17 protein-coding genes are annotated in these 20,110 nt (G+C 60.3%); 13 read left to right on the plus strand and 4 right to left on the minus strand.

What is annotated here, in order from left to right:
• Nucleotides 1-227: 227 nt before the first annotated feature.
• Nucleotides 228-1,997, plus strand: coding sequence for an ABC transporter transmembrane domain-containing protein (locus LXM55_RS16815; RefSeq protein ID WP_233321400.1), 1,770 nt, complete (start codon nt 228-230; stop codon nt 1,995-1,997).
• A gap of 69 nt (nt 1,998-2,066) precedes the next feature.
• On the opposite strand, the gene LXM55_RS16820 is transcribed toward LXM55_RS16815, so the two are convergent.
• On the minus strand, nt 2,067-3,995 hold the full coding sequence (locus LXM55_RS16820) for a transglycosylase SLT domain-containing protein (protein ID WP_233321401.1): 1,929 nt from the start codon (nt 3,993-3,995) through the stop codon (nt 2,067-2,069).
• 213 nt (nt 3,996-4,208) lie between these two features.
• Between LXM55_RS16820 and LXM55_RS16825 the strand changes: the two genes are divergently transcribed.
• Complete coding sequence (locus LXM55_RS16825; protein WP_233321402.1) at nt 4,209-6,128, plus strand: ATP-binding cassette domain-containing protein; 1,920 nt, start codon at nt 4,209-4,211, stop codon at nt 6,126-6,128.
• Nucleotides 6,129-6,220: 92 nt separating this feature from the next.
• Here the strand turns inward: LXM55_RS16825 and LXM55_RS16830 are convergent, their stop codons facing one another.
• On the minus strand, nt 6,221-6,658 hold the full coding sequence (locus LXM55_RS16830; RefSeq protein WP_233321403.1) for a universal stress protein: 438 nt from the start codon (nt 6,656-6,658) through the stop codon (nt 6,221-6,223).
• Between the two features lie 100 nt (nt 6,659-6,758).
• On the opposite strand from LXM55_RS16830, the gene LXM55_RS16835 reads away from it, so the two are divergent.
• From LXM55_RS16835 to LXM55_RS16880, 10 genes are all read left to right on the plus strand, one after another.
• On the plus strand, nt 6,759-7,196 hold the full coding sequence (locus LXM55_RS16835) for a hypothetical protein (protein ID WP_233321404.1): 438 nt from the start codon (nt 6,759-6,761) through the stop codon (nt 7,194-7,196).
• A gap of 557 nt (nt 7,197-7,753) precedes the next feature.
• Nucleotides 7,754-9,901, plus strand: a complete 2,148-nt coding sequence (fadB, locus tag LXM55_RS16840; protein WP_233321405.1) for a fatty acid oxidation complex subunit alpha FadB — start codon at nt 7,754-7,756, stop codon at nt 9,899-9,901.
• Nucleotides 9,902-9,930: 29 nt separating this feature from the next.
• A complete protein-coding gene (gene fadA, locus LXM55_RS16845; protein WP_047284962.1) occupies nt 9,931-11,106 on the plus strand; it encodes an acetyl-CoA C-acyltransferase FadA in 1,176 nt (391 codons plus the stop codon).
• 98 nt (nt 11,107-11,204) lie between these two features.
• Complete coding sequence (locus LXM55_RS16850) at nt 11,205-11,441, plus strand: DUF1653 domain-containing protein (protein WP_019093731.1); 237 nt, start codon at nt 11,205-11,207, stop codon at nt 11,439-11,441.
• A gap of 114 nt (nt 11,442-11,555) precedes the next feature.
• Complete coding sequence (topA, locus tag LXM55_RS16855; protein ID WP_233321406.1) at nt 11,556-14,168, plus strand: type I DNA topoisomerase; 2,613 nt, start codon at nt 11,556-11,558, stop codon at nt 14,166-14,168.
• A 162-nt stretch (nt 14,169-14,330) separates the two neighbouring features.
• Nucleotides 14,331-14,855, plus strand: coding sequence for a DUF6586 family protein (locus LXM55_RS16860; protein WP_233321407.1), 525 nt, complete (start codon nt 14,331-14,333; stop codon nt 14,853-14,855).
• Between the two features lie 50 nt (nt 14,856-14,905).
• Nucleotides 14,906-15,946 (plus strand): hypothetical protein, encoded by a 1,041-nt coding sequence (locus tag LXM55_RS16865; protein WP_233321408.1) that lies wholly within the window; start codon nt 14,906-14,908, stop codon nt 15,944-15,946.
• Nucleotides 15,946-16,962 carry a hypothetical protein gene (locus LXM55_RS16870; RefSeq protein WP_233321409.1) on the plus strand — a complete coding sequence of 339 codons (1,017 nt, stop codon included), beginning with the start codon at nt 15,946-15,948 and terminating at the stop codon, nt 16,960-16,962. Before LXM55_RS16865 ends, LXM55_RS16870 begins: the two co-directional genes overlap by 1 nt.
• Before the next feature lie 3 nt (nt 16,963-16,965).
• Nucleotides 16,966-17,523 (plus strand): LemA family protein, encoded by a 558-nt coding sequence (locus LXM55_RS16875; protein ID WP_233321410.1) that lies wholly within the window; start codon nt 16,966-16,968, stop codon nt 17,521-17,523.
• A gap of 159 nt (nt 17,524-17,682) precedes the next feature.
• A complete protein-coding gene (locus tag LXM55_RS16880) occupies nt 17,683-17,916 on the plus strand; it encodes a hypothetical protein (RefSeq protein WP_011060267.1) in 234 nt (77 codons plus the stop codon).
• A gap of 107 nt (nt 17,917-18,023) precedes the next feature.
• On the opposite strand, the gene sulA is transcribed toward LXM55_RS16880, so the two are convergent.
• Nucleotides 18,024-18,497 (minus strand): SOS-induced cell division inhibitor SulA, encoded by a 474-nt coding sequence (sulA, locus tag LXM55_RS16885; RefSeq protein ID WP_233321411.1) that lies wholly within the window; start codon nt 18,495-18,497, stop codon nt 18,024-18,026.
• Between the two features lie 10 nt (nt 18,498-18,507).
• Entirely contained in the window at nt 18,508-19,113 is a 606-nt protein-coding gene (gene lexA / locus LXM55_RS16890) for a transcriptional repressor LexA (RefSeq protein ID WP_233321412.1), read from the minus strand.
• A 239-nt stretch (nt 19,114-19,352) separates the two neighbouring features.
• Between lexA and LXM55_RS16895 the strand changes: the two genes are divergently transcribed.
• Nucleotides 19,353-20,060: a TetR/AcrR family transcriptional regulator gene (locus LXM55_RS16895; protein WP_233321413.1), complete on the plus strand. Its 708-nt coding sequence runs from the start codon at nt 19,353-19,355 to the stop codon at nt 20,058-20,060.
• Nucleotides 20,061-20,110: the final 50 nt, after the last annotated feature.

The following is a 20,110-nucleotide window of genomic DNA, read 5'->3' on the forward strand; positions in this document are numbered from 1 at the left end:
CTAGAATGACCGGGTGACCAAGCTGTTACAGAGCGCCGCGAGGGCTGGCCCGGCCACTTCACTCCAACAGAAATGCCCGGAGAGTGCCAGCGACGGATTAGATCGATAATCTCTAGGCGCTAGTGTCAGCGGTCATAATCAACCTGACTCATTGTGATTTAGCAAAGTTCCTGCGAATTCATCTCGTTGCCGCCGCTGCAGCGAACGGCTCGCCGGTGCGTCAATGGATGAACTGCATGCTTTCTTCTCGTCACCGCCGGGCGCTGCATCTGGCCAGCCGCTTTGTCGCTCCCTACCGCTGGCAGGCGCTGGGCGCCTTGCTGGCACTGATCATCACTGCCGGCATTACCTTGTCCATGGGCCAGGGCATCCGCCTGTTGGTGGATCAAGGGTTCATGACTCAATCCCCCCATCTGCTGAACCAGTCCATCGGTCTGTTTCTGCTGCTGGTTCTGGCGCTGGCGGTGGGCACGTTCGTGCGCTTCTACCTGGTGTCGTGGATTGGCGAGCGATGCGTGGCGGACATCCGGCGCCAGGTGTTCAATCACCTGATCTACCTGCATCCCGGGTTCTATGAAAACAACCGCAGTTCGGAAATCCAGTCGCGGTTGACCGCGGACACCACCTTGTTGCAGTCGGTGATCGGTTCTTCGCTGTCGCTGTTTTTGCGTAATGCGCTGATGGTGCTCGGCGGCATCATTTTGCTGTTCATCACCAACCCCAAGCTCACCAGCATCGTGGTCATCGCCTTGCCACTGGTGCTGGCGCCGATCCTGATCTTCGGCCGGCGGGTACGCAGCCTGTCACGCCTGAGCCAGGACCGGATCGCCGATGTCGGCAGCTATGTCTCGGAAACCCTCGGCCAGATCAAGACGGTCCAGGCCTACAACCATCAACCCCAGGATGAACAGCGCTTTGCCGTGACCGTGGAGCAGGCGTTCGAGACGGCGCGCAAGCGGATCGTCCAGCGCGCCTGGCTGATCACCCTGGTGATTGTCCTGGTGCTCGGCGCGGTGGGCGTGATGCTCTGGGTCGGTGGCATGGATGTGATTGCCGGGCGCATCTCCGGCGGCGAGCTGGCGGCATTCGTCTTCTACAGCCTGATCGTGGGGAGCGCCTTTGGCACCTTGAGTGAAGTGATCGGCGAGTTGCAACGCGCCGCCGGTGCAGCAGAGCGGATTGCTGAATTGCTGCGCGCAGACAACATCATCCAGCCGCCCGACAGCGGGCTGGTGACCCTGCCGGCGCGGGTACGCGGCGATCTGGAACTGGACAGCCTGCGGTTTTCCTATCCCTCGCGCCCCGACCGTTATGCAGTCGATGGCCTGAGCCTGAATATCCAGGCCGGGGAAACGCTGGCCTTGGTGGGGCCGTCGGGCGCCGGTAAATCCACCCTTTATGATCTGTTGCTGCGCTTCTACGACCCGCAGCAGGGGCGAATCCTGCTCGATGGCGTGCCCTTGACCCAGCTCGACCCGCTGGACCTGCGCCGCTGCTTCGCCCTGGTTTCGCAAAGCCCGGCGCTGTTCTACGGCAGCATTGAAGAGAACATTCGCTACGGCAATCCCCAGGCGACCCTGGCCCAGGTGCAGGAGGCAGCGAAGATCGCCTATGCCCACGAGTTCATCGAGCAGATGCCCGAGGGTTACCAGACTCACCTGGGAGACGCCGGGCTCGGCCTTTCCGGCGGCCAGCGCCAGCGCCTGGCGATTGCCCGGGCGTTGCTGGTGGACGCGCCGATCCTGCTGCTGGACGAAGCCACCAGTGCCCTGGATGCGCAAAGCGAGCACCTGATCCAGCAGGCCTTGCCCAGCCTGATGAAGAACCGCACCACTCTGGTGATTGCCCATCGCCTGGCCACGGTGAAGAACGCCGACCGCATTGCGGTCATGGACCAGGGCAGGTTGGTCGCGGTGGGCACTCACCAGCAACTGATCGCGAGCAATCCTTTGTATGCGCGCCTGGCGGCCCTGCAATTCAGCGATGGCTACAACTGAGGGCAGGCCGTTGGGGGGAAGACGAAAACGCCCGCATCGCTGCGGGCATTTTTTGTCGTGGGGCGGTAGTTACTGGTCGTCGAAATAACGCTCGTGCCAGTCCACCAGGGGCTGCGGCGAGTTGAGTTTCTGGCCGTAGATCACCGAGTAGGACAGGACGTTCTGTACGTACTGGCGGGTTTCATCGAAAGGAATGCTTTCCACCCAGACATCGAAACTCAGGTGGTCGGCGCCCTTGAGCCACTGGCGCACCCGTCCGGGGCCGGCGTTGTAGGCGGCAGAGGCCAGTACCCGGTTGCCGTTGAACTGGCTGTGGACCTGGCTCAGGTAAGCGGCGCCCAGCTGGATGTTCTTGTCCGGGTCCAGCACTTGCTGGGGCGAGGCCAGGGGAATGCTGAACTTGCGCGCGGTTTCCTTGGCGGTGCCGGGCATCAGTTGCATCAGGCCACTGGCGCCGACGCCGGAGCGAGCGTCGTCCATGAAGGCGCTTTCCTGGCGGGTAATGGCGAACACCCAGCTGGAGTGCAGGCCGCGAACCTTGGCTTCACGCACCAGGGTGTCGCGGTGGGCCATCGGGAAGCGGATGTCCAGATCGTCCCAGTACTGGGCCTGGCTGATGGTGCGAATGGCCGGGAAATACCATTTCAGGTCATAGGCCAGCTTGGCCTGGGCGACCATTTCATCACGGTTGAAATGCCGGCTGACGTGGTACCACTCGCGGCGACCGTCGACGATCTGCCCGCGAGCGTGCAGTTCCAGGGCGCGGCGTACCCCCGGGGTATTGCGGACCTTGTTGATGAGGGCTTGGCTGAGCATCAGTGGCTGGTTGTTCAGCTGGTAGGGCGCCTTCGCGTGGTCGGCGGCGAGGAAGCCATAGAAGTCCCGCTCCCGGGCCAGGCCCTTGAACAATGCCTGTGCCTGTGGGTTCTTCGGTTCGGCCAGCTCCAGGCTGCGCGCCTGCCAGTAGCGCCAGCGGTTGGTAGTCGCCAGGTCCTGGGGCAGCTTGCGGGTCAGCTGGTAGGCGTCTTCCCAGCGCGCCAGGCGCAGCAGCAGGCGCAGGCGCCATTCGGACACGGTGTTGTCCCGCAGTTCGGGATCGTACTTGGTCATCACGTCCAGGGCGCGGCTGTCGAAGCGCCGGGCCAGGGTCAGGCCGATCTCGCGGGCAATCGCCACTTTTTCGTCACGGGAGAAGTGCATGCTGCTGGCATAGCCATCCAGCAGGGCCATGGCCTTGTCCGGATCCTGGCGGGCCAGGCGGCGCAGGCCCAGGCCGACCACGTCGGACATGGCCTCGTCGGCAGGCTGGAAGCGCGAGGGCTGGCTCAGCAGCTCGGGCTTTTGCGCCACATCGACCAGCAAGCGACCCTGAGGCGCCAGGGTGCTCATGCTCTTCACCAGGCTGTTGGCCAGCGGATAATTACGCGCTTCGGCGGCCAGCTTGGCCCGCTGCCAGCGTTTCTGTTCGGTCAACTGGCCTTCGGCGGCCCACTGGGCGAACAACGCGTCGCAGGCAGCAGGTTGGGATTTGCCGGTCAGCCAGAGTTTTTCGGTCGCGGCGTAGCCTTCGGCCTTGAGGTTGTGCCCCAGTTGGTACTGGCCATTGAGGCAGTCCAGCTCGGTGAAATTGAGTTTCGGGTCGTAGTACTTGGTGAAGGTCGCCCAATCGCCACGTTCGGCCAGCCAGCGCAACCAGCGCAGTTTCATCCAGTTGGCCTGGGGCAGGTCGCCATGTTCAGCGAGAAATTTCTCGATCTCGGCGTTGCTGGCGGACTTCAGGCGAGCGGTGAGCTCGTCATAGGCCAGGTAGGGTTCCAGCGGGTAGTCGCGTAGCGCATCGGCATAACGGAAGTAGGGGCCGGAATCGCCCTTGGCCAGGGCGCGCTTGGCTTCATCGTAGTACTGGCGTTGCTGGGTCAGGTCCGCCGCCAGGGCGGATTGGGCGGCAGTGGCGGAAAGGAGCAGACAGGATAAAAGGCTGAAAAGGCGACTGCGCATGAGACATCCGGGCAGAGAAATCATGACAAGTGCCGACAGGGCCAACACTGATTGCTCACTAGCTTAGCCTTTTGCCAGCAACCGGTGAAAGCTTTGCCGAGCCGTTGGCATCAGTTGGCAACAAATGTACCGCTGGCGCCGCCGGGGGAGAAATACCCGGCCTTCTGCGGGCTCAACTCAGGTAGAATGCGCGCCCGGTTTTTGGAGAAGAACATGACCCTGCTCAAATTCAGCGATGTGTCCCTTGCTTTCGGCGCCATGCCGTTGTTGGACAAGGTGTCCTGGCAGATCGCCCGTGGTGAGCGGGTGTGCATCATCGGCCGTAACGGTACTGGCAAATCCAGCATGATGAAGTTGGTCAAGGGCGATCAGAAGCCCGATGACGGCTCCGTATGGCGCGCACCCGGTCTGAAGATCGGCGAATTGCCCCAGGAATTGCCGGTGGCCGACGAGCGGACCGTGTTCGACGTGGTTGCCCAGGGCCTGGACGGTGTCGGCGAGCTGCTGGCCCAGTACCACCACCTGAGTCAGAACATCGTCACCGACGCCGATCTGGAAAAACTGATGCACGTCCAGCACGACCTCGAAGCCCGTGACGGCTGGCGCCTGCAGCAACTGGTGGACAGCACCTTGAGCCGTCTGCAGCTTCCAGCCGACAAGACCCTCGCCGAGTTGTCCGGCGGCTGGCGTCGTCGCGTGCTGCTGGCCCAGGCCCTGGTGTCCGAGCCGGATCTGCTGCTGCTCGACGAGCCGACCAACCACCTGGACATCGGCGCGATTGCCTGGCTGGAAGAAGCGCTGAAGGATTTCCAGGGCGCGGTCCTCTTTATTACCCACGACCGTTCCTTCCTGCAGAACCTGGCCACGCGCATCCTCGAACTGGACCGCGGCGGCCTGATCGACTGGAACGGCGACTACGCCAGCTTCCTGGTGCACAAGGAAGCCATGCTGGCGGCGGAAGAAACCGCCAACGCGCTGTTCGACAAGCGCCTGGCCCAGGAAGAAGTGTGGATCCGCCAGGGCATCAAGGCCCGGCGTACCCGTAACGAAGGCCGCGTGCGTGCGCTCAAGGCGCTGCGCGTGGAGCGCAGTGAGCGCCGTGAGCGTACCGGCAAGGCCAACATCCAGCTGGAAACTGCGGACAAGTCCGGCAAGCAGGTGATGGTCCTGGAGAACGTCAGCTTCGCTCACCCGGACGGCCCGTTCCTGGTCAAGGACTTCTCCATGGTCCTGCAGCGCGGCGACCGTATCGGCCTGCTGGGCGCCAACGGCACCGGTAAGACCACCTTGCTCAAGCTGATGCTCGGTGGCCTGGTTCCCAGCAGCGGCAAGGTGGAAGAGGGCACACGGATCGACGTGGCCTACTTCGACCAGTTGCGTCATCAGTTGGACCTGGAAAAGACCGTGATCGACAACGTCGCCGAAGGTCGCGACTTCATCGAGATCGATGGTCAGAGCCGTCACGTGCTGAGCTACCTCGGTGACTTCCTGTTCAGCCCGCAGCGTGCTCGTACGCCAGTCAAGGCGCTGTCCGGTGGTGAGCGTGCGCGGTTGTTGCTGGCCAAACTGTTCAGCAAACCGGCGAACCTGCTGGTGCTCGACGAACCGACCAACGACCTGGATGTGGAAACCCTCGAACTGCTTGAAGAAGTGCTGCTGACGTTCCAGGGCACTGTGCTGATGGTCAGTCACGACCGGGCCTTCCTCGACAACGTGGTCACCAGCACCCTGGTCTTTGAAGGCGAGGGCAAGGTTCGCGAGTACGTCGGTGGTTACCAGGACTGGCTGCGCCAGGGCGGCTCGCCGCGATTGCTGGGCGTGACCGAGAACAAGTCCGGCAAGGCCGAGCTGAATTCCGCGGTCGTGGCACCGGTGCAGGCGGCTCCCGCTCCTGCGCAGGAAGCGCCGACGGCGAAAAAGAAGCTCAGCTACAAGCTGCAGCGCGAGCTTGAGGCGTTGCCTGGGCAGATCGATGCCATGGAGCAGCAGATTGCCGGGGTTGAGGCTGAAATGGCCGACGCTGGCTTCTACCAGCGTCCGGCGGCGGAAACTGCTGCGGTGATTGCCCGTCTGGAGCAGTTGAACGCCGAGCTGGAGCAGATGGTCGAGCGCTGGGCTGAGCTGGATGCCTGATTGCCTGGCGGTTGATAAAAAAGCCCGACTGTAGAGTCGGGCTTTTTTTCAGTGCAATAAACGGGTGTTGTCGGGCGGATGCCTGTTCTGGGTCAGCGTTTGGCCAGGTGCACCGCCAGCACGTCGCACGGAGCGCCGTGCAGGACGTCATTGGCGGTGGAGCCCAGCAGCAGGGCCAGGCCATGGCGGCCGTGGCTGCCGACCACGATCAGGTCGCATTCCTGTTCCTTGGCCAGATGATGGATTTCCTGGCGTGGCTGGCCGTAGGTCAGGTGGCTGTATTCCTTGGTCAGTTCCGGGTACTTGTTGATCAGCCGATCAAGGCGCTCCCTGGCCTGGTCGAACTGTTGCTGCTGCAGCTGCGAAAGATCCATCGGCACATCGCCACCGAAGGCCATGGCCATGGGTTCGACAATATGCACCAGGGACAGCTTGGCTCCATTGCTCACCGACAGCTCGCGAGCGCGGTGGATAACAGGATCGCACTCTTCGGTTAGATCTACGGCGACCAAAATATGGTGGTAGGACATGAGGCGCTCCTCCTGAGGATTGCAATAGCTTCAAGTATGGCTGGTTTCAAGCGGGTTGGTTTGACCGAGGTCCCGCTCATCAAAAATCGAGAGTACAGATATGACGGTCTGGATAGTGGTGTCAATCCTTGCGGTAGTTCTCAGCCCGTTGGCCTGGTTGCGGCCCTCGCGTCGCCAGAATGGGTTGATCGCCTTGCGCATGGAGGCACGACGCATGGGCCTGGCCATGCAGTTGGCACCCCAGGAATGGCCGCACTGGCTGGGCCAGGAGCCGCCCAACCCTTGCCCGCAGTACCATCGGCCGCGGCGCAGCGGGCAGTCACTGTGCTGGAGTTATTGGCAGATCGCGCCAGGTCATTGGGTCAATCAGTGGCGTGAGCCCTGTGTCGATGAGTCGCTGCTCGAGCATCTGCGGGCCTTGCCGGCGGGAGTGTTCAAGGTTGAAGCGGACAAACAGATGATTGCCCTGTACTGGAACGAGCGCGGTGAGGCGAGTGTTTTGCAGGATATTGCCTCGCTGCTCAAGGCACTGGCCTGAATTCGAGGGGGAAGGGCGTGCGCGGCAATCACGCACGCTTGGCAATAAAAAGCCCGACATCAGCATCGGGCGGGATGGCCAGGCAGGCCGGTAATCTCGTTTGAGCCACTCTTGAAGTGGCTTGTCACCCAGGGGGCGTGCCCCTTTTCGCTAAAAAACTTCTGTTATCAATTCAGATATTTCCCAGCGTAGTCGCTCTTTCTCCGTGCGGCCGGACGATTTAGGGCGCATTTTCTAAATATTGATCCTATGAATGGCTGTAAATGCGGGGTCGTGTTGATCATCCGGGGAACATTGGAATGACCGCAAAGTCGCGTTTCAAACAGCATTTTGGACGATTGACAATTGTCGGATTTTCCCTGAATGTGGCGTACCCAAATCAAACGGGCGTATGAAATGAGCGTTTGCATCGCAGGCGGCTCTTTCCAGAATCCCGACTATCGCGTTGGCGGGTGTGCCTGGCGGATTGGCGTTAGCATCGACGGTGACGTTAGTGCCATGCCAGAAGTCAGCGTCCGACGTGTACTGTTCAGCTTCCATATCGTGGAGATCAGTTGATGATTTACGAAGGTAAAGCCATCACGGTTAAGGCTCTTGAAAGTGGCATCGTCGAATTGAATTTCGACCTCAAGGGTGAGTCCGTCAACAAGTTCAACCGTCTAACCCTGAATGAATTGCGTCAGGCTGTTGACACCATCAAGGCAGATGCTTCGATCAAGGGCGTGATCGTCAGCAGTGGCAAGGACGTATTCATCGTCGGCGCCGACATCACCGAGTTTGTCGACAACTTCAAGCTGCCGGATGCAGAGCTGGTGGCTGGCAACCTCGAAGCCAACAAGATCTTCAGCGATTTCGAAGACCTCAACGTGCCGACCGTCGCCGCGATCAATGGCATCGCCCTGGGTGGCGGCCTGGAAATGTGCCTGGCGGCGGATTACCGCGTCATGGCTGCCAGCGCCAAGATCGGCCTGCCGGAAGTCAAGCTGGGTATCTACCCGGGCTTCGGCGGTACGGTGCGCCTGCCGCGCCTCATCGGTGCCGACAACGCCATCGAGTGGATTGCCGCCGGCAAGGAAAACCGTGCTGAAGACGCGCTGAAAGTTGGTGCCGTTGATGCGGTAGTTGCTCCCGAGAAGCTCAAGGAAGCCGCTCTGGCCCTGGTCAAGCGCGCCATTTCCGGTGAGTTCGACTACAAGGCCAAGCGCCAGCCGAAGCTGGAAAAGCTCAAGCTCAACGCCATTGAGCAGATGATGACCTTCGAAACCGCCAAGGGTTTCGTCGCAGGTCAGGCCGGCCCGAACTATCCGGCGCCTGTTGAAGCGATCAAGACCATTCAGAAGGCCGCCAACTTCGGCCGCGACAAGGCCCTGGAAGTGGAAGCCGCAGGCTTCGTCAAACTGGCCAAGACCTCTGCCGCACAGAGCCTGATCGGCTTGTTCCTGAACGATCAGGAACTGAAGAAAAAGGCCAAGGCCTACGACGAAATCGCCAAGGACGTGAAGCAGGCTGCGGTACTCGGGGCTGGCATCATGGGTGGCGGCATCGCCTACCAGTCGGCGTCCAAAGGCACGCCGATCCTGATGAAGGACATCAACGAGCACGGTATCGAGCAGGGTCTGGCGGAAGCCGCGAAACTGCTGGTCGGTCGCGTTGATAAAGGCCGCATGACCGCGGCGAAGATGGCTGAAGTGCTCAACGGCATTCGTCCGACCCTGTCCTACGGCGATTTCGGCAACGTCGACCTGGTGGTCGAAGCCGTGGTCGAGAACCCCAAGGTCAAGCAGATCGTGCTGGCTGAAGTGGAAGGTCAGGTCAAGGAGGACACCATCTTGGCGTCCAACACTTCGACCATTTCCATCAGCCTGCTGGCCAAGGCCCTCAAGCGTCCGGAAAACTTCGTCGGCATGCACTTCTTCAACCCGGTGCACATGATGCCGCTGGTGGAAGTGATCCGTGGCGAGAAGTCCAGCGAGCTGGCCGTTGCCACCACCGTTGCCTACGCCAAGAAAATGGGCAAAAACCCGATCGTGGTCAACGACTGCCCGGGCTTTTTGGTCAACCGCGTCCTGTTCCCGTACTTCGGCGGTTTCGCCAAGCTGGTCAGCGCCGGTGTGGACTTCGTGCGCATCGACAAGATCATGGAAAAATTCGGCTGGCCAATGGGCCCGGCGTACCTGATGGACGTGGTTGGCATTGACACTGGCCACCACGGTCGCGACGTCATGGCTGAAGGTTTCCCGGACCGCATGAAGGACGATCGCCGCTCGGCCGTGGACGTGCTCTACGAAGCCAAGCGCCTGGGCCAGAAGAACGGCAAGGGCTTCTACGCCTACGAAACCGACAAGCGCGGCAAACAGAAGAAGGTTGCCGATCCATCGGTGCTGGAAGTGCTCAAGCCGATCGTCTACGAGCAGCGTGAAGTCACTGACGAAGACATCATCAACTGGATGATGATCCCGCTGTGCCTGGAAACCGTTCGTTGCCTGGAAGACGGCATCGTCGAAACCGCTGCCGAAGCGGACATGGGCCTGGTCTACGGTATTGGCTTCCCTCCATTCCGTGGCGGTGCGCTGCGCTACATCGATTCCATCGGTGTTGCCGAGTTCGTTGCCCTGGCCGACCAGTACGCCGATCTGGGCGCGCTGTACCACCCCACCGCGAAGCTGCGTGAAATGGCCAAGAACGGCCAGAGCTTCTTCGGTTAAGCGCCCCACACTAGAGCGAGAGTGAACATATGAGCTTGAATCCTAGAGACGTCGTGATTGTCGACTTCGGTCGTACTCCGATGGGCCGCTCCAAGGGCGGCATGCACCGCAACACCCGCGCCGAAGACATGTCGGCGCACCTGATCAGCAAACTGCTGGAGCGCAACACCAAGGTTGACCCGGCGGAAGTCGAGGATGTGATCTGGGGCTGCGTCAACCAGACCCTGGAACAAGGCTGGAACATCGCGCGCATGGCGTCGCTGATGACCCAGATCCCGCACACTTCGGCTGGCCAGACTGTCAGCCGTCTGTGTGGTTCGTCCATGAGTGCCCTGCACACTGCCGCGCAAGCGATCATGACCGGCAACGGTGACGTGTTCGTGGTCGGCGGCGTCGAGCACATGGGGCACGTGAGCATGATGCACGGTGTCGATCCGAACCCGCACATGTCCCTGTACGCCGCCAAGGCCTCGGGCATGATGGGCTTGACCGCCGAGATGCTGGGCAAGATGCACGGCATCACCCGTGAGCAGCAGGACGCCTTTGGCGTGCGTTCCCACCAGCTCGCCCACAAGGCGACCGTGGAAGGCAAGTTCAAGGACGAGATCATCCCGATGCAGGGTTACGACGAGAACGGTTTCCTGAAACTGTTCGACTACGACGAAACCATCCGTCCCGAGACCACCCTGGAGAGCCTGGCGGCCCTGAAGCCGGCGTTCAACCCCAAAGGGGGGACCGTGACTGCCGGTACTTCGTCGCAGATCACCGACGGTGCCTCGTGCATGATCGTGATGTCGGCGCAGCGTGCCCAGGACCTGGGCATCCAGCCGATGGCGGTGATTCGTTCGATGGCAGTGGCGGGTGTGGATCCGGCGATCATGGGCTATGGTCCAGTACCGGCCACGCAGAAAGCCCTGAAGCGCGCGGGCCTGGGCATCAACGATATCGACTTCTTCGAGCTCAACGAAGCTTTCGCTGCACAGGCCCTGCCAGTGCTGAAAGATCTGAAAGTGCTCGACAAGATGAACGAGAAGGTTAACCTGCACGGCGGCGCGATCGCCCTGGGTCACCCGTTCGGTTGCTCCGGTGCACGTATCTCCGGGACCCTGCTCAACGTCATGAAGCAGAATGGCGGCACCTTCGGTGTGTCCACCATGTGCATCGGCCTTGGCCAGGGCATCTCGACCGTCTTCGAACGCGTTTAAGCGTTGGGTTGATGGAAGCCGGGGCCCAGTGCCCCGGTTTTTGTTTTTCTGAAGATTTGTTTGTTTTTTATTTTTGAACATTGCACGAGGGCCAGAGCATGCAGTTACAACCCGGGCTCTATCAGCATTACAAGGGGCCGCAGTACCGCGTTTTCAGCGTGGCGCGGCACTCGGAAACGGAAGAAGAAGTGGTGTTCTACCAAGCCCTGTATGGGGATTACGGCTTTTGGGTGCGGCCCTTGAGCATGTTCCTGGAGTCGGTCGAAGTTGACGGCGAGCAGGTCCCGCGCTTTGCTTTGGTGCAAGCCGAACCCAGTCTTTTTTCACCGGCATAAGCATGGGGCGCGCAGTACCCTGCGCTTGACCTCACCCTGTTGCCACTATATATAGCGGTGCCGCGTCAGGCGCCAACCGCCTTTCACTTCTCGAATTCAGGAATTTTCCGATCCATGGGCAAATCGCTGGTCATTGTGGAATCCCCGGCTAAGGCCAAGACCATCAACAAGTACTTGGGCAACCAATACGTGGTGAAGTCGAGTATCGGCCATATCCGAGACCTGCCCACCAGCGGTTCGGCGAGTGCCGCCAAAGAGCCAGCCGCCAAGCGTGGCAAGGCCGCTGCGGGCGAAGCCCCTGCCTTGTCGCCCAAGGAAAAAGCGCGCAAGCAGCTGGTGTCACGCATGGGCGTCGATCCCGAGCACGGCTGGAAAGCCAAGTACGAAATCCTTCCTGGCAAGGAAAAGGTCATCGAAGAGCTGCGCCGCCTTGCCAAGGATGCCGACACCATCTATCTCGCAACGGACTTGGACCGCGAAGGGGAAGCCATTGCCTGGCACCTGCGCGAAGCCATTGGCGGTGATGACAGCCGCTACAAACGCGTGGTGTTCAACGAGATCACCAAGAAGGCGATCCAGGAAGCCTTTTCCCAGCCGGGCGAGCTGGACATTCACCGAGTCAATGCCCAGCAGGCACGGCGCTTCCTCGACCGCGTGGTGGGCTACATGGTTTCGCCGCTGCTGTGGGCGAAGATTGCCCGTGGCCTGTCCGCCGGTCGCGTGCAGTCGGTAGCCGTGAAGCTGGTGGTGGAGCGCGAGCGCGAGATTCGTGCCTTCATCCCCGAAGAATATTGGGAAGTTCACGCTGACCTGGGCACCGCCAAGGGTTCGAACGTACGTTTTGAAGTGGCCCGTGAAAACGGCGAAGCCTTCAAGCCGCTCAACGAAACCCAGGCCATGGCCGCCCTGGAAAAGCTCAAGGCCTCGGCCTACAGCGTCGCCAAGCGTGAAGACAAGCCCACCAGCAGCAAGCCGTCGGCGCCGTTCATCACTTCCACCCTGCAGCAAGCGGCGAGCAACCGCCTGGGCTTCGGGGTGAAGAAGACCATGATGATGGCGCAGCGTCTGTATGAAGCTGGCTACATCACGTATATGCGTACCGACTCCACCAACCTCTCGGCGGATGCCGTGGCGATGGCGCGGACTTATATCGAAGAGGAATTCGGCAACAAGTACCTGCCGGCCTCGCCTAACGTCTACAGCAGCAAGGAGGGTGCTCAGGAGGCGCACGAAGCGATTCGTCCGTCTGACGTGAATACCCATCCGAGCAAGCTGTCGGGCATGGAACGTGACGCTGAGCGCCTCTATGAGCTGATCTGGCGTCAGTTCGTTGCCTGCCAGATGCTGCCGGCGCAATACCTCTCCACCACCGTCAGTGTCGCCGCTGGAGACTTCGAGCTGCGTGCCAAGGGCCGTATCCTCAAGTTCGACGGTTACACCCGTGTGATGCCGCAAATGGCCAAGCCGGGCGACGACGATGTGCTGCCGGAGATGGCCCAGGGCGAAGTGCTGAAGCTGATCAAGCTCGATCCGAGCCAGCACTTCACCAAGCCGCCGGCGCGTTACTCCGAAGCCAGCCTGGTGAAGGAAATGGAAAAACGCGGTATCGGTCGTCCTTCGACCTATGCCGCGATCATTTCCACGATTCAGGATCGCGGCTACGTGACCCTGCACAACCGTCGTTTCTACTCGGAAAAGATGGGCGACATCGTCACCGAGCGTCTTTCCGAGAGCTTCTCCAATCTCATGGACTACGGCTTCACCGCCGGCATGGAAGAGAACCTCGATGACGTGGCCCAGGGAGAGCGCGACTGGAAGAACGTTCTCGACGAGTTCTATGGCGACTTCAAGAAGAAGCTCGAAGTGGCCGAGGGCGCCGAAAGCGGCATGCGCGCCAACCAGCCGGTGATGACTGATATTCCATGCCTGACCTGCGGCCGGCCAATGCAGATTCGTACTGCCTCCACCGGTGTGTTCCTCGGTTGCTCGGGCTACAGCCTGCCACCCAAGGAGCGTTGCAAGGCCACCGTCAACCTGGTGCCGGGCGACGAGATCGCCGCGGACGACGAGGGCGAATCGGAATCCCTGGTCCTGCGCGGCAAGCACCGTTGTCCTATCTGCAGCACGGCGATGGACGCTTACCTGCTGGATGAAAAGCGCAAGCTGCACATCTGCGGCAACAACCCGGATTGCGCCGGCTACGAGATCGAAGAGGGCAGCTACCGGATCAAGGGCTATGAAGGCCCGAGCCTGGAATGCGACAAGTGCGGCAGCGAGATGCAGCTCAAGACCGGCCGCTTCGGCAAGTTCTTCGGGTGCACCAATGCGACTTGCAAGAACACCCGCAAGCTGCTGAAAAGCGGCGACGCGGCGCCGCCGAAGATGGATCCGGTGAAGATGCCCGAGCTCAAGTGCGAGAAGGTCAACGACACCTACATCCTGCGCGATGGCGCTTCGGGCCTGTTCCTGGCGGCCAGCCAGTTCCCGAAAAACCGCGAGACCCGTGCCCCGCTGGTGCTTGAGCTGATCCCGCACAAGGACGAGATCGATCCGAAGTACCACTTCCTCTGCGAAGCTCCGCAGAAGGACCCGGACGGTCGTCCGGCGGTGGTGCGCTACAGCCGCAAGACCAAGGAGCAGTACGTGCAGACCGAAGTCGACGGCAAGCCGACTGGCTGGCGTGCGTTCTACGACGGCGGTAAATGGAAGGTCGAGGACAAGCGCTAAGCGCTTGCGCCGCCGAGGGCCTGTTTCTCGGCGCGTCGATCAACAAGGCCGCATGATCCCTTTGGGGTCATGCGGCCTTTGTTTTGCTTGCGGCCAGCCGGAGTGATCCCTGAAACTGTGCCGTCTGCATCTGGTTCTCATCTCGCAGTGGAGGCTGCCTATATGGCCCACGAGCTCTATACCCGTACCAATCAGAAAATCTACTTTGCTGGCCTGTCGCTCGAAACCCTGGCGCGGGCTGAAGAGGGGCGGGCGATGAATGCCCAGGCGCAGGTCCAGGCGGGACGTGAGTCGGTGCTGTTCCACCTGTACGGGGCCTTGCTGGGGCTTTGCCATGAGATTGCCGGGTTCTACAGGTTGCCACAGGCCAATGCCGCCCGAGTCGAGCAGATTCTCAATCGTGAAGTGCTGGAAAGCATCGCCATTCCCGAGCTGGCGGAGCTGGCGGAATTGGCGCAGAGCCCGCAAACCTGGCTGGCACAACTGCTGACTGCTTACAGCGAACTGTTTCAACCGCCGCGAGCACCGCACAAGCCCAAGGGCGACGTGACTCAGCCACTGATCGTGGCGGTCAACCTGGATGAAGAAGAGCCGGAGCAGGAGTTGAGCCGAGCAGAGTTGGAAAGCTGGCGGCAGAACCTCAAGGCCCTGGCCATACGTTTTCGCGATGGCTTGAACGAGTGCTGAGCCTGAGCGCCGCTTGATTCGCGGCGCGTTTAACTGATCAAGGAAGATTCATGTTGTTCTTCTTGCGTGACCAGGCGCTGGTGCGCCTGCTGAGTGATTGCCGCATGCGGGTCGCTCATGCCCAGTCCAATGCGGATCTGCTGGAGGTGCTCGACAGGCTCGAGGTATTCCCTGGCGGGCTGGAATTCGATCATGTGCAGTCGATAGCCCTCCTGGTGCTGGCTTTTGCCTCGCTCGCTGCGGCGTTGTTGATGGATGGCATGGGCGGGATGTTCTGGGTCTTTCTGGCGCTTTGTTTCTTCAGTTATCGCGTCAGTAAAAGGGTTTCTGGGTCGTTGACGGATCTGGCGGCGAGCATCGCCCGCAAGTGCTTGATGTTTTGCCATGAGCTGAGTGAATTCGACACCAATGCCGTCTGGCACCTGAAAAGGCTGGACAACGAGTTCACCGATTACCAGCGGGGCAATGAGCGTGAGCGGCGGCGTATCGTGGACTCGCTCCAGGGCTTTTCCCAGGGCCCTCGGCACTCGTTGGCGTACGAGTATCACCATCTGCAGTACGTGAACTCCAGGCGTGAACGCGACGCCAGCGGGGATTCCAGAGCGGTCTATGAGACGTACAACCGCTACAGTCTGGTGCTGGACTTTCCCTGGGTGAGAGACATTGCGGTTCGCTCCAGCCCCCTGGAAGTACCGCTGGCGGGGCAGCCATTCAAGACGGACTGCGCCGATTTCAATCAGACCTTTGTGCTGCGTGGCAATGACCAGGCCTCTTGCGAGCACTTCGCTACCCCCGCGACCCTGAGTCTCCTGATGGAGCTTTCGCGCCACCTTGATCGAGTCAATCTGGAGTTCTCCAGCCAGGGCCGGCTGTGCCTGAGTTTCGACAATGAAGACATCATGGTCCATGCCGATCTTGGGTCTCTGAATGATCTGTCGGCGTTTCGCGAGCGAATCAAGGCTGGCATCGAGTTGCCGAGGTTGTATCCACTGCTGGGGCTGATGCATCGACTGGCGGAATTGCACGAGGGGCATGTGCCTGCCGCTTTTCCAGAGGTTTCTGAAATCGGCGAATTGATTAAGGAAGCGTGATGCAGTTTCTCAGGCGCGACGCGGAGTTGACGCAGTTGCTGATCACCAGTAACGCGGAGGTGGCGCGGGCCAGGAGCAACGATGACCTGTTACAGGTCATCGCCAGGCTCCAGTCCTTCAAGGGAGGGCTGGAGTTCGACCATGCCCAGTCCTGGCTGCTGTTGATGCTGGCCATTGTCTCGGCAATCCCAGCCATGGCAGGGGTGGTCTGGATGTGGTTCGTGACGGCGTGTCTGGGTTTTGCCTGCCTGTACACCTGGATGGCTCGCACAGCGGTGTTAGATGAGCTGCCGAAGAAAATAGCCCGCAAATGTTCATTCCTCACCAATGGTCTTTGGGATCCGGGAGGAACTGCCGAAGAGCGTTTCACGCAGCTGAGCAGCGAGTTCGAGGATTATGACCGCGGCAATGACAGTCGCCGTATTGAGGCTTCGGCCAGGGGCGTCTATCAGGGTGCGCGGCATCAGTTGGCCTTTGTCTTTCATCATCTGTGCTATGTGAATTCCCACTACAAGTCGAAATCCGATGGCGAGAGTGAGCGGGTATACGAGAGCTTCGATCGCTTCAGTCTGGTGGTGGATTTTCCCTGGGCCAGCGGCGTGAAGGTGCGCAGTTATCTGCCGGATAAAAAGCGCACAACATGCAAGGTCTTCGAAACCACTTCTGATGACTTCAACAGAACCTTCAGTTTCACCGGTGACAGCGAGCTGGCCTGTGCCAAGTTTGCGACGCCCACGACCCTGGCTTTTCTACTGAAGCTTTGTCGGCGGCTGAAGAGGGTGAACCTGGAGTTCTCCAGCGAGGGCCATTTATGCCTGAGTTTCGATGATGCCGAGGTCATGGCCTACAAAGACCCGGGCACGTTTGCGGATCTAGCGAACTTTTACGCGAATATCGAGCAAGGGCTAGAGCTGCCGAACTTGTTTCCGGTGCTGGCCCTGGTGCATGAACTGGCAGAGTTGCACGACAACAACTTCGACCTTCCATTGAAGGTCGCTGACGAAATGGAGCGGTAGAGTATGGATGTGTTGCTGGTCATCGCGATTGCCTTAGGTGTTCTTGCCTATGTGCACTACAACAAGATTGTCGGCGCGTACAACCGCGCCCAGCGTGCCTGGTCGGATGTGCTGACCTACCAGCGCCAGCGGATCAAGGTGCTGGATATGCTCGAGCCGCAAGTGGCGGGTTTCCAGGCTTATGAAAGCCAGTTGCTGGAGAAGATAGTTGGGCTGCGCAGTGCGATTGGCAGTTTGCCGTCCGCCGCCGATGGCGATGCGCTCAAGTCGGTCAGCCAGGGCGCCAAGGCATTGCTGGGTGGTTTGAATCTCGCGTTTGAAGCCTACCCTGATCTCAAGTCCGCCGAACTGTTGAGCAATCTGATGCGTGAGGTTGCCGAGCAGGAGGGCAATATCGGCGGGGCCATTACCCTGTTCAACCAGAATGTGGAGCATTTCAACAACTCCATTCAGTTGTTTCCCGGTTCTGTGATCAATCGATTGACCCTGAAAAAGTCGCTGATCGCACCGTTCTCCGACAGCGAGGCGGCAGCGGGTTTTGAATACAAACCGAATTTCTGAACAGTGTTTTCAAGCCGTTTGGGAGAGTGCGGCTCGGTATTTGTTGCATGGGGCAGGGAGGCAATGCCAGTCGAATGGCGGTGATTTCGATGCAAGATCCTGAGCGGGGCGCGGGTGATGACTGATATAATCCCGCCCTTTCGTGGAGACCAGACCTTTATGCCAACGTCCTTTCTAGAAATTGTCGAGTTGCCAGACGGCCGTATCGAGCTGCGCAGAGCTGAGGACGAGGGTTCTCTGGTTACTTTGGATTTCTCCGAGGATGCCAAAGCGTTTCTTCAAGGTCAGCACGTGGAAGTGGCCAAGGCCATGTTGAGCGTTGGTGTACAGATGGCTGGCCGACTGGTTGAAGGCGAAATCGACAAGGAAGACGGCCCTCGGGTTCTGCACTAAGCCCGTCTATCGGTTTTATTCCGGTCATTCGTCGTATTTGTTTCGGCTTCTCAATCCTGGAGAAGCCTGGTGTCATTCCAGCGTCAATCCCACGCTTTCCCGGTGTTTTATCCCAGGCGAATATTCAGGCTTTGCGCATCGCCAGTGCGTGCGGCAGTCGTCAACTGTTGTCGTGCGCTGGCACTCAGTGGGTTCAACCAGCTGACTACGGTATGGCTACGGCCCAGGCGCAAGGCTTCGCAGGCGAGCTGTTGCGGGCTCTGGTTGCCGCGAGGGTGCAGCAGCAGGATCCGTTCGCGATTCAGCCCAGCGTCCCGTAGCCAGCTCTGGGTCAGGCTGGAAGGGGGCGCGATCAAGGTCAGCCAGCGGGCATCCTGATCCTGGCTGAGTTCCCGGAGGATGGGGGCCAGGAGGTTCAGGCAGTTCCCGGCGGCGCCGCGTAACGACAGTTCGCTGAAGGCTTCTGGATCTTTGTTCCAGGGCGATTCGACCACTTCCTTGAGGGCGGGCGCCAATGGCTGGGCCAGGAACGCTTCGAACAGTGGCAGTTGTGCTTGCTGTGGTGTGTGGGGGAACTGCATGGAGCCTCCTTTAGCGGCGAATGACGCCGACACTCAAGCCTTCGATCACCAGCTCCTGATCTTTCAGGTTGACTTCGATAGGGGCGAACTCAGGGTTCTCGGCGATCAGCCAGACCTTGCTGCCTTCGCGCTTGAAGCGCTTGACCGTGACTTCGTCGCCGATGCGCGCGACCACGACCTGGCCATTGCGGGCCTCACGAGTGGTGTGCACCGCCAGCAGGTCGCCGTCGAAGATGCCGATATCCTTCATGCTCATGCCGTGGACCCGCAGCAGGTAGTCGGCGCGAGGGTGGAAGAAGGCCGGATTGATGTTGCAGGACTCTTCGATGTGCTGTTGGGCCAGGATTGGCGCGCCAGCGGCGACTCGGCCGATGATCGGCAGTGTGTCGTCGGCCTTGGCCTCGAAGCCGGGGATGCGGATCCCGCGAGAGGCGCCAGGGGTCATTTCGATGGCGCCCTTGCGGGCCAGGGCCTTGAGGTGTTCTTCAGCCGCGTTGGGGGATTTGAACCCCAGCTCCTGGGCGATTTCCGCACGGGTCGGCGGGTAGCCGTTGTCTTCAAGGCAGCGTTTGATAAAAGCCAGAATCTCAGCTTGGCGTGGCGTCAGTTTTAGCATGTCGATCGCTCTGTCTTTTTATACAGTGACTGGGATTATATACAGTGAACGTCGCTTGGCAATCCTCCTTTTTCCCGGGGTGGTCGGACGGTTGTCATTCTGGCGCCGCAATCCTGGCTACAGGGGCCGGCAGGTGTGATTAAATAGCGCGCCGAAGGGCCTTTGCAGAGGCTCGCAGGCTTGACATTGCGGAGCCTGAAACGTATGTTTCAAACAAGTGTTTGTCAGGCGGAGTAGCCATGGCCCAGTCGGAAACCGTTGAACGCATTCTCGATGCTGCCGAGCAGTTGTTCGCGGAAAAAGGTTTTGCCGAAACCTCGTTGCGGCTGATCACCAGCAAGGCCGGGGTCAACCTGGCAGCAGTCAACTATCATTTCGGTTCCAAGAAGGCCCTGATCCAGGCGGTGTTCTCGCGCTTCCTCGGGCCGTTCTGCATCAGCCTTGATCGTGAGCTGGAGCGTCGCCAGTCCAAGCCGGAAAACAAGCCAAGCCTGGAGGAGTTGCTGGAAATCCTCGTTGAGCAGGCGTTGGTGGTGCAACCACGCAGCGGTAACGACCTGTCGATCTTCATGCGCCTGCTGGGGCTGGCCTTCAGCCAGAGCCAGGGGCATTTGCGACGTTACCTGGAAGACATGTACGGCAAGGTGTTCCGGCGCTACATGCTGTTGGTCAACGAGGCGGCACCGCGCATTCCACCCATCGAATTGTTCTGGCGCGTGCACTTCATGCTGGGTGCGGCAGCGTTCAGCATGTCCGGGATCAAGGCGCTGCGGGCGATTGCCGAAACCGATTTCGGGGTCAACACCTCCATCGAACAGGTGATGCGCTTGATGGTTCCATTCCTCGCCGCCGGCATGCGTGCCGAAACCGGCGTCACCGATGAAGCCATGGCCAGCGCCCAGCTCAAGCCGCGCAGCAAAACCGCTCCGGCAGCTGCCAAGGCGTGATCCCGCGGGTGGGCGCGACTGCTTACATCCGCTAAGCTAGCCGCCCATGC

This window comes from Pseudomonas sp. Au-Pse12, from assembly GCF_021341665.1.
GTDB lineage: Bacteria > Pseudomonadota > Gammaproteobacteria > Pseudomonadales > Pseudomonadaceae > Aquipseudomonas.

What these genes read in the sequence shown, in the direction of transcription:
- LXM55_RS16815 (WP_233321400.1), top strand. Translation starts at nt 228, where the DNA reads ATGAACTGCATGCTTTCTTCTCGTCACCGCCGGGCGCTGCATCTGGCC.
- LXM55_RS16820 (WP_233321401.1), bottom strand. Translation starts at nt 3,995, where the DNA reads ATGCGCAGTCGCCTTTTCAGCCTTTTATCCTGTCTGCTCCTTTCCGCC.
- LXM55_RS16825 (WP_233321402.1), top strand. Translation starts at nt 4,209, where the DNA reads ATGACCCTGCTCAAATTCAGCGATGTGTCCCTTGCTTTCGGCGCCATG.
- LXM55_RS16830 (WP_233321403.1), bottom strand. Translation starts at nt 6,658, where the DNA reads ATGTCCTACCACCATATTTTGGTCGCCGTAGATCTAACCGAAGAGTGC.
- LXM55_RS16835 (WP_233321404.1), top strand. Translation starts at nt 6,759, where the DNA reads ATGACGGTCTGGATAGTGGTGTCAATCCTTGCGGTAGTTCTCAGCCCG.
- fadB (WP_233321405.1), top strand. Translation starts at nt 7,754, where the DNA reads ATGATTTACGAAGGTAAAGCCATCACGGTTAAGGCTCTTGAAAGTGGC.
- fadA (WP_047284962.1), top strand. Translation starts at nt 9,931, where the DNA reads ATGAGCTTGAATCCTAGAGACGTCGTGATTGTCGACTTCGGTCGTACT.
- LXM55_RS16850 (WP_019093731.1), top strand. Translation starts at nt 11,205, where the DNA reads ATGCAGTTACAACCCGGGCTCTATCAGCATTACAAGGGGCCGCAGTAC.
- topA (WP_233321406.1), top strand. Translation starts at nt 11,556, where the DNA reads ATGGGCAAATCGCTGGTCATTGTGGAATCCCCGGCTAAGGCCAAGACC.
- LXM55_RS16860 (WP_233321407.1), top strand. Translation starts at nt 14,331, where the DNA reads ATGGCCCACGAGCTCTATACCCGTACCAATCAGAAAATCTACTTTGCT.
- LXM55_RS16865 (WP_233321408.1), top strand. Translation starts at nt 14,906, where the DNA reads ATGTTGTTCTTCTTGCGTGACCAGGCGCTGGTGCGCCTGCTGAGTGAT.
- LXM55_RS16870 (WP_233321409.1), top strand. Translation starts at nt 15,946, where the DNA reads ATGCAGTTTCTCAGGCGCGACGCGGAGTTGACGCAGTTGCTGATCACC.
- LXM55_RS16875 (WP_233321410.1), top strand. Translation starts at nt 16,966, where the DNA reads ATGGATGTGTTGCTGGTCATCGCGATTGCCTTAGGTGTTCTTGCCTAT.
- LXM55_RS16880 (WP_011060267.1), top strand. Translation starts at nt 17,683, where the DNA reads ATGCCAACGTCCTTTCTAGAAATTGTCGAGTTGCCAGACGGCCGTATC.
- sulA (WP_233321411.1), bottom strand. Translation starts at nt 18,497, where the DNA reads ATGCAGTTCCCCCACACACCACAGCAAGCACAACTGCCACTGTTCGAA.
- lexA (WP_233321412.1), bottom strand. Translation starts at nt 19,113, where the DNA reads ATGCTAAAACTGACGCCACGCCAAGCTGAGATTCTGGCTTTTATCAAA.
- LXM55_RS16895 (WP_233321413.1), top strand. Translation starts at nt 19,353, where the DNA reads ATGGCCCAGTCGGAAACCGTTGAACGCATTCTCGATGCTGCCGAGCAG.